Source organism: Tenacibaculum litopenaei, assembly GCF_964514025.1.
Lineage (GTDB): Bacteria > Bacteroidota > Bacteroidia > Flavobacteriales > Flavobacteriaceae > Polaribacter > Polaribacter litopenaei.
Genome location: NZ_CAZEQT010000007.1, coordinates 393979 through 410466 on the forward strand (window position 1 = coordinate 393979; position 16488 = coordinate 410466).

Here is a 16488-nt window from a genome sequence, read left to right on the forward strand (position 1 = left end):
CTTTGAACCGATTTAAACTGAATATTAAAATTTAATCATATGAAAAAACTATTGGCGTGTTTGGCCTTTTTAGCGATTGCTTTTTCAGCTTCAGCACAACAGATTGCTGACAATGCAATTGGTATTCGTTTTGGAGGAAACAACGGTTTTGGTGCTGAATTATCGTACCAACGTAAAATGAGTCCGGTAAATCGATTAGAAATAGACTTGGGTATCCGCGGAAAAAGTGATTATAGCGCTTTTAAAGCTACAGGTTTGTACCAATGGGTATGGCCACTTCAAGAAGGATTTCAATGGTTTGCTGGTGCCGGTGGAGGATTAGGAAACTGGAAAAACAAAATCACGGACAACTCCAATACTTTTTTATTTGCTGCTGGAGTGGTGGGTATCGAATACAGTTTTGATTTTCCTTTGATGATTTCTTTGGATTTCCGACCTGAATTCGGCTTTAGTGATGCCTATGACGGATTCAATAGTGACTTCGGATTAGGGGTGCGCTACCAATTCTAAAACATAAAAAAAGACCTTCAAATAGAAGGTCTTTTTTATTTCTTGTCAATTACTAGTTCGTTTTAAAAGTACCTGTATTCGTACCTCCATAACTTTTAGTACCGTCTGCATATATCGCAAATGGCTTGATATAATAAGTCGTTGCCGATTTCAACCCTTTAATAACCGCTTGGTATTTCTTTTTTTGGATGTTACCAGTAAGTCCGTTCACATTCCATTGTTTTGCTCCGCTAAAGTTTGCTTGCTCACTGTATTCAAAACCGATGGTCACGGGTGACTCTTTCAATAAATTTGTCACTTCCATCGTTGGAGTCAATTGATCTTTAGCTACGAAAAATGGCTTGTCTTCAATTTTTAAAGCTAGCTTACGCACCGCCTTCATATCTGATGGTGTCAATACCTGCACTGACTTTCCGTAAAAGAAGGTTCCTGTTTGCATTTTAAAATAACCGCGAACGTAATACGTCTTTCCTTTTTCTAAACTCTTAATTTCTCCCACTACTGCATTCTCGATTACTCCTTTAGCAACCACCGTGTTGCTTGCTGTAACTTCTGGATCTAATTTTAACCCGTATACAAAACCTCTCTCTACCACTACTGAATTCGGATTGGTATCTTCAAAGGCCCCTTTTACAATAGCAGTAACACTACCATCGCGATTGATAAAATGCTCAGCCTCTCTTTTAGTTACAAAGCTCTGCTTGTAATTCAAATCAACCATATCGTCTTTCGAACATCCTACCGTTAGTAGAGCCGCCATTGCTACTACGACTCCTCTCACTACTAATTTCATTTTGTTTAATTTTTTGTGTAGGGGTGAAACAGCTTAATCGGCGAAGACCATAAGTTAAATTTGTTAATAAAATGTTAAAACAACTTCATTTACTAGCCTCAGCTTCCAACAGAATTGCCAACTTATTGAAAAAAAGAAGCGATTCACAAACAATTCTTAATTTAGGCCACTAATCCCTGACAATCTCACCGTTTTTTACTCATTTTATTGAGACCTACAATTTCGAGCTTCCCGCCTTTAAATACGCAAGGAATTCCCCCAACATTTTCTGCTTTAATACTTTCATTGTGTACAATTTGTTAGTACCTTGTGTGCAAAAGAATTGTAGGACATCGTTTTTATGCTAGCGCGATGTCTTCAAAAAAGATAAAAGAAATGGATACAAAAGAACCAACACTGTCTGCATCAGGGGCACCAATCTACACCTATGACGAGCGGGATTTCTCTGATTTTGAAATTCCCACAGGAACCTCCGCTATCGAAGAAATTTCGAACCACATTGAGCAACACGTAGGAAACATTGATCAGGTATTTCACGAAATTATTTCTGACCAAGTCCACATCGACGTTCATTGGATTAAAGCAACTCCCACCCGACCTTTTCACACCTTTGTCACGTCAGGAATGAGTGACCTTCCTATGAACACACCGGATGGTCTGGAAGAGTACGCCTTTGCCGAACTGAGTATTTGTTTACCTCAAGACTGGAAAGTTTCTGAAGAGGACTTTAAAGACGAAAACAACTATTGGCCAATACGCTGGTTAAAATACTTAGCTCGATTTCCACACAAGTACAATACATGGCTGGGATATGGACATACGATTCCCAATGGAGATCCAGCAAAACCCTTTGCTGAAAACACCGCGTTAAATACCATGGTTTTGTTACCCACCATCGTATTTGAAGAATCCTTCCATCAGTTAGAGCTCCCAGAAAAAACCATCAATTTCTACAGTTTGATACCACTCTACGAGCAAGAAGTTAAACAAAAAATGAACAAGGGTATTGAATCGTTATTTCCCGGATTTGACACCTATGAAGTCACGGATATTTTAACGCTTAATCGCTCAAACACCATTCGTAAAAAACGATTTTTAGGCTTGTTCTAAAATCCTTACAACTCCTCTTGCTAAGAGGAGTTTTTTTGGCCTTACCCAATGCGTATCAAGCTCATTTAGAAGCTGAATTACAATCCCTTTCCCTTTTAAAAAAATCACCTTCAAGTTGGGTTCCTAAAAAAATCCGTATCTTTAAGGCTCCTTAAATACATCATAAATCCCCTTTTACAATGAGTTACTCCGATTTACAATCCGCGAGTTTAGGACTCCGTAAAGCCAAACACCTATTAAGAAGAACTTCTTTTTCCTACACCAAAGAACTCCTCCTTAGCTTAGCTGACCTTACTCCAGAACGGGCTGTTGAACAACTGGTAAACACTACAACTAATTCATGGCCTGCCCCCTATGACCCACTCCCAACAGGGAATCCGGACGGACATTGGACTTCTTCGGCGGCTACTTTTAGTGGTCAAACGAGAAAAAAGAGAATTGTCACTGCTTGGTGGTGGTACAACGCACTCCAACAAAATTCACTAAAACAAAAAGCGAGCTTTTTCTTACACAGCTGTTTTACGGTTTCAAAATCCGTCGGTGGAACGGCGAGCGCGTCGTATTTTTTTGATTATGTCCGTTTGTTAGACCACTATGCCTTAGGAAACCTCAAAGACTTGGCTAAAAAAATCACTTTTGACAACGCCATGCTGATTTACCTTAACAATACTCGTAACAACGCTCGTAACCCCAATGAAAATTACGCTCGTGAATACTTAGAATTGTTTACCATACTGAAAGGACAACAGATTGGCCCGGAAGATTACACTACCTATACTGAAAAAGACGTTCAAATAGCCGCAAAAGTTTTTTCAGGGATTAAAATCCAGCCCAAGCGTGATGTGATTGATACCGACACCGGAATCCCGAGAGGAAAAGTCTTCGTAAACCAACACGATAAAACAGATAAAACCTTTAGTACTGCCTTTAACGAAACCAAAATTGTTGCCGGTACTACGGAAGCAGCTATTGAAAAAGAACACGACGACTTTGTTAACATGGTTTTTCAGCAAGAAGCCACTGCACTTTCTTATTGCAAAAAGCTCTATCGATTTTTTATACGAAGTACTTGGGACCCGGAAACTGAAGAACAGTTTATTAAGCCCCTGGCACAAGATCTCATCACCGAAAACTTCGAGCTTTTACCCATTTTAAAAAAGCTCTTAACCTCAAAGCATTTCTACGATCAGGATGATGCCAAAGATAGTGATGAAATCATTGGAAGTATCGTCAAAAGCCCCTTAAATCTCCTCAGCGAAATTGTCTCTTTTTTCAAATTAGAAATTCCTCATCCAGAAAACAACGCTTTGGAATTCTATCGCTTTTTTAATTTTGTCCACAACTCATGTTTCACCAAGGCTGGAATGCCCTTTTGGGAACCCAATACCGTAGCTGGATATCCTGCCTATTATCAAGAACCAGATTTTGATCGACATTGGTATTCTTCCAATACCATTTTACCCCGATTTAACATCATACAAAGTTTGCTCGCAGGTAGAGACCGAAGTAATAACAACGCTCGAATTTACGTGACTTTGGACATTACTTCTTTTGTTGAACAAAACATGACCAACCCGTCATCCTCGTCGGACTTAATTACTGAATTTACCGATTTACTCTATCCCGAGGCCGTTTCGGAAGAACGCAAACGCTACTTCTCGAAAATTCTACTCGGTGATTTCCCAAGTGGATACTGGACTAGCGCATGGATTAACTACACGAGTACACGTGATAATACCATTGTAAAAACACGATTAGAAGCGCTAATTACCGTCCTTATTAACGCACCTGAATTTCAACTCATGTAACCTTCCCCTTAAATCGAACTCCCATGAAAAGAAGACATTTTATAAAACTCGCCACCGCTACCACAGCCATTGGATTGCTCCCCTCCGACGTGAAAGCCATGTTTTCAGCATTTGATCTCGCCTCAAACTGTGGCGATTTATCCAACAGAAAACTAGTACTTATCAATCTCATCGGTGGCAATGACGGCCTGAATACTGTGATTCCTCTCAACAACTACGATCAATACCGAAACCTCCGTCCTAATATTGGGATTCGAGATACTGGTTCACAAGCTTATATTAAACTCGATTCTACGCTCCCCGACAATCAACAAGTAGGTTTACATCCTGCTTTAACAGGCTTAAAGGCACTCTATGACAGTGATCAATTACGCATCATACAGTCTGTAGGCTATCCGTCTCAAAACGGAAGTCACTTTGCGTCCAAAGATATTTACTCTACTGGAAATGATGGTAAAAGCTGGAGTAACGGAAAAAACTCGGGATGGATAGGTCGATTTCTTGAAAACCACTATATCGATGATTTGACCAAAAGCTATCCGCTGGCGATACAAATGGGATTGAGCAAAACGGAGTTAGGCTTCCACGGAGCCAAAGAGCACGGGTTGTCTATCAACCTTACCGGACAAGATCCCAAAGGATTTTACACCCAGCTTTCTGCTCTTTCTGACAATGCCCTTACGCAAACTACTATCGATACGCATTTCTTAAAAGAGCTGCAATACATTATTGATACCACCAAAAAATCGAATACCTACTCCAAAGCAATTTCTGAAGCTTTTGACAAAGGTAAAAACGCTCTTAGCTACCCCGACAACAAGCTCTCAGATCAGTTAAAAACTGTTGCTCGTTTAATCAGTGGTGGGCTCGAATCTAAAATTTATTTTGTGAGCATCGGTGGTTTTGACACCCATGACCAGCAAATAGAATCGGCCAATGATATTAACGGAACACACAACAAATTACTCACGCAAGTGTCTACTGCCATCACAGCCTTTATGAAAGACTTGCGTCAGCAGGCGCTCGACGATGATGTGGTAGGATTAACTTTTTCAGAATTTGGTAGAAAAATCAAAGAAAACGGAAATCTGGGAACTGATCACGGAAAGGCAGCTCCGATGTTCGTATTTGGAAAACCCATACGAGGTGGTGTTTCTGGTACCAATGTTAATCTTGCCGAGGCTACCGATGCCAATAACTATCAACTAGAAACGGTTCAGTTTGACTATCGTCAGACCTTTGCTACCCTATTACAAGATTTTATGGGATCGAGCAACGGCACTCTGGATAAGACGTTCTACAATCACTCCAGTAACCAGAGTTTTGCCGACTTAAAAATAGCGCCACTCGTGAAAGGAGCTTTTTCTGTTGCAGCCGGATGTATCCCTGATTCCTCTGAAAGCGACACTACTTCAGGATCAGCGCAGCACTGGAATCTCTTTCCGAATCCGTTCAAATCTCGACTGCTGCTATCAGCCGATGAAGAAGTGGCGCAGCTCTATTATCGCGTGTATACTGCCGAAGGTAGTTTGCTATTTGAAAGCAGTAAAGAAGTAGTAAATCAACGAACGGCATTAGAATGGCCTTCCCTAGCACCTGGCATCTACTTTTTACAAATTGAAAGTGCCTTAGGAACTGAAACCCACAAACTCATAAAAGAATAAACACCAAAAAAACTCCTCAATCTTGAGGAGTTTTTTACTTATCAAAAGGCCAGTCCGTTTCTAATTAAAGAAGTTCGTTTTTTGGAGACAACGGTTCTTGTATCGTTCCAACCAACCATCAAAATCAACTATAATTCAAGGGAAAAGGAAATCTCAGTTGATTTTATTTTGAACACCGTTATCATGTAAAGAATTAATGCCTAAAGCCCAATACTACTTTTAAGCGCTTCCTTTACACCAATAGACTTCTTCATTCCAACGAACTGACCACACTCTTACACTTTTTAGTTATTCTGGATAGCGAACTTGATAAATCGCGAGGGGGGCACTAAATGGCAAGCGTTGTTTTCGTTCGTCGACAAATGTAGGAGCTCTTTGGGGAAACCACCTAAAAAAGAGCATTACAAAATATGTATGTCACTCAATAATTGACTTACAATACCGATACAAATAAGTACAAAAAACTAGCGATCAATATTTTGTAAAAAAGAGCACAAAGAGTCTTCTTTGGTCAACTGCAACTTCGATTTTAATCGCGTTTTACCAACATTGACGGTATTGGGTGTTTTTTTCGTAATTTCTGAAATTTCTCGTGTACTAAAATTGAGGCGCACCAGTGCGGCGAGCTTCATTTCATTACTCGTTAACACAAAACCTTTTTCTTGAATTTTACTAAAAAAATTGGGATGTGTTTTCCCGAACACCACCTCAAATTCCTTTTCGAGATGCTCCTGACGGTTCATCTGAATTTCTTTATACAGAGATTGCAAAAACTCTTTCTCTCGCTGTCCTTTAGCCAAACGCATTTGCTCTTTTAACTTCTCTAACAAGGACTTCAAAAAAGACTGTTTTTCACTGATAACAATACTCTTTAACAGCAATTCGTGAGTAATTTGCTTACTTTCATCTATTAACTCCACGACATCTGATGACAATTCGTTATTCTTTTTCTCCATGTCGAGCACCTCTTCTTTTTTGCGCTGTTTAAAATGTATAAAAAACAATACTCCCAACAGCATACCTATCAAAAGGCTCGCTATCGCAATCGGTAAAAACTTTCTGTTTTTATGTTGTCGTACACGTTGGTTCTCTAATAATTTCTGATAGCTTTTCAACAGAGGAATCCCTTGTTCCACCACTAATTTTCGCTGTTTTTTTTGTGTACTTCCCAACTGTAAAAAGGCCTTAGAAGTACCATATGCCTTTTTGTAATCTCCAACTTTTACATATGCTTGTTCTAAAACCTCATAGGCTTTCTTTAATTGGGCATAATCTTTTCGCTGTTCAAAAAAAGGAAGTTCTTTTTCAATTTTCTCTATCCCTGAAACAAGGGTACCTTTACGAACCTCCCAGTAGCCTCGATACATATCTACTTCGTGTAAATAGGCTTCTTGACCATTGTTTTTTGCGCTGCGTTTTGACAAGGTCAGTAGGCTATCAGCAGCCTGCAAATTTCCTGCATCCGTTTCTATCACTCCTAAATTCAACCAACAGAGTGTCATCATCAAACTGTCGTTCTTGGCCACTACATGATCCAAGGCTCTTTTGGTATAATAGTACGACGAATCTCTACTGAGCAGTAAATGTCCTAAATTAAAAAGGCAGCCTACAGCGGGTTGCTGATGCGCGTCTCCTAGATTAATGCCCTTTTTATAATAGGCATAAGCGCTATCTCGGAGGTTTGCATCTTCGTATAAATTTCCGAGGTTGTTATACACGCTGGCAATATCACTAATAGAATCAGCGTGTTTCTTTTGCATAATAGCCAAGGCTTTTCGGTACTTTTCTTCGGCGATGGTTGTTTGATGGTACTCTTTAAAAATCACCCCAATACCATTATAGGCATTTGCTTGGGTATAACTGGCTATGGCTTCATTTTCCAAGGCCAGGTAAAAATTGCGAAAAGCGGCCTCATTATCTCGCTTTACTACATAATAAAAATTACCGAGTTCGGTATACAACTCGGCCTTTAAAGAATCGGACAGTACTGCAACTCCTTGCAGTTCTGCATCTATTTGGGTTTGGGTAATACTGCTATCAAAACTCTTTAATCTGAATAAAAAGTCTTCTATCGCTGTCTGTTGCGCCCATAGCTGGCTGCAGCACAAACAGCAAACAATCCAATACAATACTTTTTTCATTTCACGAATATTAGGGGACATCTACTCAAACTACGAAACACTAGGAAATCTGAAATATTGAGTAGGTCGATAAAATTAACAAACTCCTATTAAAAACAGGAAGATATCCCATGTGATTTTAGCGGTATCTGAAGCTTCCCTATACTCCATACACCTCTTAAAATCAGGGATATTTACAGCTGTACTAGCTGGCAACACTCAGAAACAAGAAATCTGTCCAAACATAAAATTTAGACAGATTCTTCGTTACCCGAATGATCGATGTTAATTCAATCTTTTATCTATTAGTTTAATTTTGTAAATTCTTCTTCCGAAATTTCCCCGTTGTTAATTTCCTGTAACTCGGTAATTTTGGTCATGATATACTCATGGATTTCTTTACTGATTCCAGCAGGTTTTTCAGCTCCAGATGGCGCTTTCCCTTTTCCAGGTAATACGTAAGAATTGTAATAATAAAAGAAATTATAGTCTAGGCGTTGGTTGGTTAAATCGTATTGACCTAATAACCAACCCAATCTCAATGCAGATCTACGTTGTGCAGGTGTTCCGTGTGAAGAACCGTTAGCACCACCAATCGTTTGAGAAAAATTATAAGCGGCAGATACGTTGCTCCAAGTAGAAGTATAACGCTTACGTAAGTAGTATCCAGCAAATCCATCTGCTTCTAACTCTGTGTTTGAGTTTCCGCGTACTGAAGGATATCCTTGTCTGAACTGTACTTGGTGCGCTACTTCGTGTGCAGCGATATAAGCTACTGCAGGTCTACCATACTCTAATCCTTTGCGCATCATGTCTTCACCCCAGATAATAAAATTGTTAGGAGGTCCGTATGATAAGGCATTAAATGTTCCCGGTCCACCAGCGAAATATAACGGTACATTAGCTAATCCAAATAAATTAGATGCACTGTTGTTTTGCTGGATTAAAAAATTAGTTTCTGCAGTGTTTACTAAGGTTTCTGTCCAGTATGAATTTGGACCAAACTGAGAAACGGTTGCACAGTCGTGGTTGTCACCTTTGAAATCACTAGGTGTCAATCCTGCTTTTGGCGACAGGAGATCTTTACCTACTGCTTCAGTTTCGTTACTATCACAGCTCTGTGCCATTAATAACACGGCTAGTCCCGCTAGTTTAATAAAATGTCTCATAATTTTGAAGGGTTTTAGTGTGATCATTCGAGCTAATCAATGCTTTTTAAAAACGATTCCATATCTTAAACTTAAACCAATGATACAATCTATAAAAGATCGATACGAATCATTTTCAAAAAGCGAGGTCAAATATAGATGCTAAACTGAAAATCCTGTAAAATATTTGCTTACAAAATCGTTACAGCTATAATTCTGCACTTACAGAAGCTTTACAAACCAACATAAACACCTAATAACAAAACACTTAAATATCAAATATTAATTTTACTGAATCTGCAGAATTTTTTATTCCGTTTTCTGCTACCAGTAAAAAATTGTCCTTATTTCAGGTTTTAGGCATTCAATCGCTACATTTTTTCTCTTTTAAAAACGCATAAACGTTCATCAAGCTCTGCAACAAGGAAAATAGATTCGTAAAATTATTGAATCTCCCCTATTCCACAGTTCGATTTTAACTTCGATGTTTGGTCTCTTTACGAATACCCAACCAGTAATTTATATATGTCTGCAGAATTTCTATTAAACTCCCCTGTTCCTCAGAGAAATAAACCTTAAACAACAGAACATCAGCACTTATTAACAATGAATGAACGTTTCACATGAAATTTCAAGGCTAGACAAGCTCACAAAGCTCCGATATTCACAAAATAATGAGCTATTCACAAAAAAACAGATCAAAACTCACAAGCGATACCGCTTTTAACCACAAAATTCATCTTAAACCCCAGAAGTTCAACACTTATTAACAATAAATACACGTTTCCAGAAAAATTTTTAGGCTTGGCAGGCTTACAAGGCCAGGAAATCCAAAAAATGCTGAGCTATTTACAACTCAAACTCATCAAAATTCACAAAGGACTTCACTTTTAACCACAGAAACCAACCTAAACAACAGAAGTTCAACACTTATCAACAATACATACCAGTTTCCAGAAAATTTTTCAGGCTAGGTAGGCTTACAAGGCTAGGATATTCACAAAATACTGAGCTATTCACAGCCAAAACTCAACAAACCCCATAAACAAGTCCACTTTCAACCACTAAGACTACCCTAAACCTCAGAAGTTCAGCACTTATCAACAATACATACCAGTTTTTAGAAAAATTTCGAGCCTAGGCAGGCTTACAAGGCTAGGATATTCACAAAATACTGAGCTATTCACAGCCCAAATTCAGCAAAACCCACAAACGACAACGCTATTAACCTTAAAAATCACTCTAAACCACAGAAGTTCAACACTTATTAACAATAAATACCGATCTCCAGAAAAATTTTTAGACTAGGAACGTCTACAAGACAGGGATATTCACAAAAGATCTTGCTATTCACAGAAAAACTCAGCACAACTCACAAGCGACACCGCTTTTAACCACATAGACCATCCTAAATCACAGAACCTCAATACTTATTAACAATAAACACCAATTTTTAGAAAAATTTCGAGACTAGGAATGTCTACAAGACCGGGATATTCACAAAAGATCTTACTATTCACAGCCCAAACCCAGTAAAACTTACAAGCGACAACGCTATTAACCACAAAAACCACCCTAAACCACAGAAGTTCAGCACTTATTAACAATAAACAGCAATTTCAAGAAAAATTTCGAGCCTAGGCTGGCTTACAAGGCTAGGATATTCACAAAATACTGAGCTATTAACTGAAAAAACTTAGCAAAACTCATAAGCGACACCACTTTTAAGCACAGAGACTAACCTAAATCACAGAACCTCAATACTTATTAACAATAAATACCGATCTCCAGAAAAATTTTTAGGCTAGGCAGGCTTACAAGACGGGGATATTCACAAAAGATCTTGCTATTCACAGAAAAACTCAGCACAACTCACAAGCGACACCGCTTTTAACCACATAGACCATCCTAAATCACAGAACCTCAATACTTATTAACAATAAACACCAATTTTTAGAAAAATTTCGAGACTAGGAATGTCTACAAGACCGGGATATTCACAAAAGATCTTACTATTCACAGCCCAAACTCAGTAAAACTTACAAGCGACAACGCTATCAACCACAAAAACCACCCTAAACCACAGAAGTTCAGCACTTATTAACAATAAACAGCAATTTCAAGAAAAATTTCGAGCCTAGGCAGGCTTACAAGGCTAGGATATTCACAAAATACTGAGCTATTAACTGAAAAAACTTAGCAAAACTCGCGAGCAACACCACTTTTAAGCACAGAGACTAACATAGATCACAGAACCTCAACACTTATTAACAATAAACAGCAATTTCAAGAAAAATTTCGAGCCTAGGCTGGCTTACAAGGCTAGGATATTCTCAAAATACTGAGCTATTCACAGAAAAAACTCAGCAAAACTCGCGAGCGACACCGCTTTTAACCATAAAAACCACCCTAAACTACAGAAGTTCAACACTTATTAACAATAAACACCAATTTTCAGAAAAATTTTGAGACTAGGTACGCCTACAAGACAGGGATATTCACAAAAGATATTGCTATTCACAGAAAAACTCAGCAAAACTCGCAAGCGACACCGCTTTTAACCAAAAAAACCACCCTAAACCTCAGAACTTCAACACTTATTAACAATAAATACCGATCTCCAGAAAAATTTCGAGAATAGGCAGGCTTACAAGGCTAGGATATTCACAAAATACTGAGCTATTAACTGAAAAAACTCAGCACAACTCACAAGCGACACCACTTTTAAGCACAGAGACTAACCTAAATAACAGAACCTCAACACTTATCAACAATACATACCAGTTTCCAGAAAAATTTTGAGGCTAGGCATGCCTAAAAGACAGGGATATTCACAAAAGATCTTGTTATTCACAGAAAAAACTTAGCAAAACCCAAAAACAAGTCCACTTTTAACCATAAAAATCACCCTAAACACCAGAACCTCAACACTTATCAACAATACATACCGGTATCTAGAATAATTTTAGGCTAGGCATACTTAAATCACTAGGATATCCACAAATTACTGAGTTATTCGCAGAAAAAACTTAGCAAAACTTACAAATGAGTCTACTTTTAACTAAAAAAAAACCATCTTAATAAACAGAATTTCAACACTTATCAACAATAAATTCCAATATCTAGAAAAATTTCGAGGCTAGGCATACTTAAACCACTAGGATATACACAAAAGATCTTGCTATTCACAGGAAAAACTCAGCAAAACTCACAAGCGACACTGCTTTTAACCATTAAAACCAACATAAATCCCAGAAGTTCAACACTTATCAACAATACATGAAAGTTTCCAGAAAAATTTTCAGGCTAGGCATACTTAAATCACTGGGATATTCACAAATTACTGAGCTATTCACGGGAAAAACTCAGCAAAACTTACAAATGAGTCTACATTTAACTACGAAAATCATTTTAACAAACAGAAGTTCAGCTCTTATCAATAATCAATACAGTTCTCACATCAAATTTTGATGCTAGGCATACTTAAACCTCTAGGATCTTCACAAAAGACCTTGTTAACAACAAAATCAAAACAATGCCTACACAGACCACCTGATGACTGCAAAAAAAATTGGCACTATAATCGATAATTAACACTCAATATCGAATTCTGGATCAGCAAACCATTTTGTTTCTTCAAGACTAATGAACTCTCTTTCCAAAAGCTTCAAGTATGAAAAATCACCTTTCAATGATTTTACCGAATTATCTAAATGGTACTCTAAATTTCCCTTTATCAATTCATTCTTATTCATATTTCAATTATTAAATTGTTCTTTTTCAATACAAAAATACAATGGTAAATTTACCATTAACCAAGTTCTAATGTAAAATCTTTATCTAATTCCGAGATTACCTCATTTTTGCATATTACTAGAATCTTCAACCACGCTGCGAAATTTTCCACTTTATAAAATAATTTCTCATGCATCATACTATAATAGGCTAAAGACCATTCGTTATCTTCCTTAACTTCATCTGTCAACCAAACCCAAGCTCCTCCGTTAGAATCTTCAGTCATTAAGCATAATAAAGCATCGACTTTTACGTCTCTTTCTCCAACAAGTTGAATAGTATTACCTAATTTTTTTCGATAATCTTTTAAAAAACTAAAATCTTGAATACTATCAACAGCATTGGCATATACCCATTCTCCTCCATCTCCAAAGTATTTTAGAAATATTTTGTACGATTTAGGTAATGCAAAACCTAAACGATTTTCAATAGTATTAATCTCAAAATCATCTAAAGTATCATTTATTTCTATATGGTCATTCGAATCATGGAGCAATTCTATAATAATAGAAGAGATTTCATAGTCCTTGTAAACTAGGCTTTGTAATACTGCGATACTATCGGTTTTTCTTTTTTCCAGTCTCCCTTTTTGAACTTTTTTCTTTCTTTCTTTTTCAGCAATATACCGCTTGTCATACATTTTATGGTTAGTGTCCTTAGTTTTCTTCGTCTTCTTATGATATAAGAATACAATACCGAGTGAAACAACACCAACAATACAGAATAATATTAGGTTCATTTTTTATTAGACTTACTTTTATAGAACTCTAAAGTAAGCGATTAAATCATAATTCATTTATTTTCTGGTCATTTTCTCCGCTATGATAAAAGCCTTATAAGGATTTAAAACTTTTCCTGATTTAGATAATTGATTGAAAGGGATTTTTTTATTTTTATCTTCACTTGTTGGAGTTAAAACTTCAAAATTATACTCTAATCCGGAATTCATTAAAATATTCTTTCCTTGAAAAGCTGTTAAATTTGGATAATATGAAAAAACTCGCAATACAGTTAAAACCTCTTATTGGAAAATATTAAAATATGTATCTATAATATTTTTATAAAATTATCTGTAGATTAGTCCGTAATCTTTATAAATTAATACCATGTCAGATATCGATGAAATAATCAAAGCGTTAACTGAATTTAGAGATGCTAGAGATTGGAAACAATTTCATGACTCCAAAAATTTAGCATCGGCAATAGCTATTGAAGCTGGTGAGCTAAACGAATTATTTTTATGGAAAAATAAACTTCAAGAAATAGAATCTGTTAATAAGGAAAGGTTGTCTGAAGAATTAGCGGACGTATTTTCTTTCGCTTTTCTCTTAGCTGATAAAAACAATCTTAACGTCAAAGAAATTATTTTAAAAAAAATAGATCTTAACGATAAAAAATATCCCGTAGAAAAAGCCAAAGGGACTTCCAAAAAGTACAACGAACTCTAATATGGACCTGACTCAAAACCACCTATATATAAATCAATACATTTTTAAAAAAGAAAAAATAAAAAGCATTGAAAAAGAACAAGAACACACCTCTAATCATCCAATCATATATATTCTCTACGATGATTTAAAAAAAGTAGCCTACGTCGGTGAATCTACAAATGTGACGAAACGTATGAACGATCATTTAAAGAACATCGATAAAAAAAGACTAAAATACCTTTATGTGATTTCTAGTCCTTATTTTAATAAATCAGCTGCTTTAGATATAGAATCAAATTTAATAAAATACATGAGTGCCGATACAGGATACTCATTATTAAACGGAAATGCCGGAATAGTTGAACATAATTACTATCAAAAAAGATACTACTTCGAAATTTTTGAAAATATCTGGAAAAATCTAAAACTCAAAAAGGTTGTAGCAAAAGATATCCTCGATATCGACAATTCGGATCTTTACAAATACTCTCCCTACAAATCCCTCTCGGTTGATCAAAATGAAGTCGTCATTCAATATCTTGAAAGGTTAAGTAATCAGAAAGAAGGTCCTGTTTTCGTTGAAGGAAGTGCTGGTACAGGTAAAACTATTCTTGCCGTTTATCTCATAAAACTACTTGTTACTCATGTAACTATTGATAGTATTGATAAAGAAAACACAGACATTCTAGAGAAATATCAAAAAATAAACTCATTTAGAAATTATCTGCAAAAGTCGCCAGAAATTGCCTTGGTGGTCCCAATGACATCTTTGAGAAAAACTCTAAAAAACGTGTTTAAAAGTATTCCGGGATTAAAAGCCAACATGGTTATTGGTCCCTCAGAAGTGGTAAAGAAAGACTATGATATTCTTATAATCGATGAAGCTCATCGCCTAAAAAGAAGAAAAGGACTAACTGCTTATGGTAGTTTTGATAATACGAACAAATCTTTAGGAATGGGACATGAGGGAACTGAACTCGATTGGATTCTCAGTAAAAGTAAATATCAGATGTTTTTTTATGATGAAGCACAATCTATACGACCTTCAGATATCTCCAAAAAAACATTTTCCAAACTTAAGAATACCGAAAATACAATTAAACTTAGCTCTCAACTAAGGGTAAAAGCTGGTATAGATTATATAAAATTTGTCAACCATTTACTAACTAAAAAAAATGTTCAGAACTTAAAAAAATTCTCTAGTCCCAATTACGAACTTGCTTTATTTTCTAATCTACAGGAAATGATTCATCAATTAGAATACAAAGAAAAAAAATATGGCTTAACCAGAATGACTGCAGGTTTTTCTTGGAAATGGGTATCATCAAATGGTACAGACGCCTATGACGCATTAATTGATGGAGTAAAGATGACTTGGAACCGTGAAACAAAAGACTGGATTAACTCGACTAATAGTCTTACGGAAATGGGGTGTATTCATACAACGCAAGGCTATGATTTAAACTATTGTGGTGTAATTTTCGGTAATGAGATTATATACAATACAAAAACCAATAAAATTGAAATCGTAAAAGATAACTATTTTGATACGAAAGGAAAAGGAGGTGTAAACGATGATGATTTACACTTGTACATAATAAATATCTATAAAACTTTGATGTATCGCGGAATTAAAGGCACGTTTGTTTATTGTTGTGATAAAAATTTAGAACGTTACTTCAGTACATTCATATCACTCCAATAGGCTAATAAGGAACTCGTACACCTGTGTTAGAATTCTTCATTACAAGACTACGAGTTCCTATAGAATAAAGCTGATAATCTTGTTATATACCATTTAGTTTAGCAGATATGTTTGATTACAAGTCTACCTAGAAACCCCATTTAACTAAAGAGAAATACACTATTAGCACTTATCTATTGTGCTGAGCTACTGTCTAAATTTTTAATTGATGAAAGTTATCTGCATTTCAATCAACAACTCCTAAACCACATCCTTGTGATTTATCCTCTCTAGTTAGGTTTAGTTGTATTTCTAATGATACTAGTAGCTAAATACGGGAGGAGATCACGCTCTTTCAATACTTCCAAAACAACTGTCCCACTTGCAGGGGATGATGATATCAACGGCATCTTTGTTGATTAAAAG

At 36.5% G+C, this 16488-nt stretch carries 12 protein-coding genes; 6 read left to right on the plus strand and 6 right to left on the minus strand.

Going from position 1 to position 16488, the window contains the following annotated elements:
• Positions 1-39: 39 nt before the first annotated feature.
• On the plus strand, positions 40-510 hold the full coding sequence (locus ACKTS5_RS16390; protein ID WP_408044967.1) for a hypothetical protein: 471 nt from the start codon (positions 40-42) through the stop codon (positions 508-510).
• Positions 511-562: 52 nt separating this feature from the next.
• On the opposite strand, the gene ACKTS5_RS16395 is transcribed toward ACKTS5_RS16390, so the two are convergent.
• Positions 563-1303: a hypothetical protein gene (locus ACKTS5_RS16395; protein WP_408044968.1), complete on the minus strand. Its 741-nt coding sequence runs from the start codon at positions 1301-1303 to the stop codon at positions 563-565.
• A 375-nt stretch (positions 1304-1678) separates the two neighbouring features.
• On the opposite strand from ACKTS5_RS16395, the gene ACKTS5_RS16400 reads away from it, so the two are divergent.
• From ACKTS5_RS16400 to ACKTS5_RS16410, 3 genes are all read left to right on the plus strand, one after another.
• Positions 1679-2413: a suppressor of fused domain protein gene (locus tag ACKTS5_RS16400; protein ID WP_408044969.1), complete on the plus strand. Its 735-nt coding sequence runs from the start codon at positions 1679-1681 to the stop codon at positions 2411-2413.
• A 179-nt stretch (positions 2414-2592) separates the two neighbouring features.
• Complete coding sequence (locus tag ACKTS5_RS16405) at positions 2593-4221, plus strand: DUF1800 family protein (RefSeq protein WP_408044970.1); 1629 nt, start codon at positions 2593-2595, stop codon at positions 4219-4221.
• A gap of 23 nt (positions 4222-4244) precedes the next feature.
• A complete protein-coding gene (locus ACKTS5_RS16410) occupies positions 4245-5885 on the plus strand; it encodes a DUF1501 domain-containing protein (RefSeq protein WP_408044971.1) in 1641 nt (546 codons plus the stop codon).
• A gap of 464 nt (positions 5886-6349) precedes the next feature.
• On the opposite strand, the gene ACKTS5_RS16415 is transcribed toward ACKTS5_RS16410, so the two are convergent.
• The 5 genes from ACKTS5_RS16415 to ACKTS5_RS16435 form a co-directional block, all read right to left on the minus strand.
• Positions 6350-8026 carry a tetratricopeptide repeat protein gene (locus ACKTS5_RS16415; protein ID WP_408044972.1) on the minus strand — a complete coding sequence of 559 codons (1677 nt, stop codon included), beginning with the start codon at positions 8024-8026 and terminating at the stop codon, positions 6350-6352.
• A gap of 284 nt (positions 8027-8310) precedes the next feature.
• Positions 8311-9174, minus strand: a complete 864-nt coding sequence (locus ACKTS5_RS16420; protein WP_408044973.1) for a neutral zinc metallopeptidase — start codon at positions 9172-9174, stop codon at positions 8311-8313.
• Between the two features lie 3569 nt (positions 9175-12743).
• Positions 12744-12908: a hypothetical protein gene (locus ACKTS5_RS16425; RefSeq protein WP_408044974.1), complete on the minus strand. Its 165-nt coding sequence runs from the start codon at positions 12906-12908 to the stop codon at positions 12744-12746.
• A 56-nt stretch (positions 12909-12964) separates the two neighbouring features.
• Complete coding sequence (locus tag ACKTS5_RS16430) at positions 12965-13687, minus strand: SMI1/KNR4 family protein (RefSeq protein WP_408044975.1); 723 nt, start codon at positions 13685-13687, stop codon at positions 12965-12967.
• 57 nt (positions 13688-13744) lie between these two features.
• Positions 13745-13897, minus strand: coding sequence for a hypothetical protein (locus ACKTS5_RS16435; protein ID WP_408044976.1), 153 nt, complete (start codon positions 13895-13897; stop codon positions 13745-13747).
• Positions 13898-14054: 157 nt separating this feature from the next.
• Between ACKTS5_RS16435 and ACKTS5_RS16440 the strand changes: the two genes are divergently transcribed.
• Positions 14055-14396, plus strand: a complete 342-nt coding sequence (locus ACKTS5_RS16440) for a nucleotide pyrophosphohydrolase (protein ID WP_408044977.1) — start codon at positions 14055-14057, stop codon at positions 14394-14396.
• Between the two features lies 1 nt (position 14397).
• Entirely contained in the window at positions 14398-16083 is a 1686-nt protein-coding gene (locus ACKTS5_RS16445; RefSeq protein ID WP_408044978.1) for a DNA/RNA helicase domain-containing protein, read from the plus strand.
• Positions 16084-16488 lie beyond the last annotated feature (405 nt).

Coding starts and splice junctions, on each gene's coding strand:
- ACKTS5_RS16390 (WP_408044967.1), top strand. CDS start 40: ATGAAAAAACTATTGGCGTGTTTGGCCTTTTTAGCGATTGCTTTTTCA.
- ACKTS5_RS16395 (WP_408044968.1), bottom strand. CDS start 1,303: ATGAAATTAGTAGTGAGAGGAGTCGTAGTAGCAATGGCGGCTCTACTA.
- ACKTS5_RS16400 (WP_408044969.1), top strand. CDS start 1,679: ATGGATACAAAAGAACCAACACTGTCTGCATCAGGGGCACCAATCTAC.
- ACKTS5_RS16405 (WP_408044970.1), top strand. CDS start 2,593: ATGAGTTACTCCGATTTACAATCCGCGAGTTTAGGACTCCGTAAAGCC.
- ACKTS5_RS16410 (WP_408044971.1), top strand. CDS start 4,245: ATGAAAAGAAGACATTTTATAAAACTCGCCACCGCTACCACAGCCATT.
- ACKTS5_RS16415 (WP_408044972.1), bottom strand. CDS start 8,026: ATGAAAAAAGTATTGTATTGGATTGTTTGCTGTTTGTGCTGCAGCCAG.
- ACKTS5_RS16420 (WP_408044973.1), bottom strand. CDS start 9,174: ATGAGACATTTTATTAAACTAGCGGGACTAGCCGTGTTATTAATGGCA.
- ACKTS5_RS16425 (WP_408044974.1), bottom strand. CDS start 12,908: ATGAATAAGAATGAATTGATAAAGGGAAATTTAGAGTACCATTTAGAT.
- ACKTS5_RS16430 (WP_408044975.1), bottom strand. CDS start 13,687: ATGAACCTAATATTATTCTGTATTGTTGGTGTTGTTTCACTCGGTATT.
- ACKTS5_RS16435 (WP_408044976.1), bottom strand. CDS start 13,897: ATGAATTCCGGATTAGAGTATAATTTTGAAGTTTTAACTCCAACAAGT.
- ACKTS5_RS16440 (WP_408044977.1), top strand. CDS start 14,055: ATGTCAGATATCGATGAAATAATCAAAGCGTTAACTGAATTTAGAGAT.
- ACKTS5_RS16445 (WP_408044978.1), top strand. CDS start 14,398: ATGGACCTGACTCAAAACCACCTATATATAAATCAATACATTTTTAAA.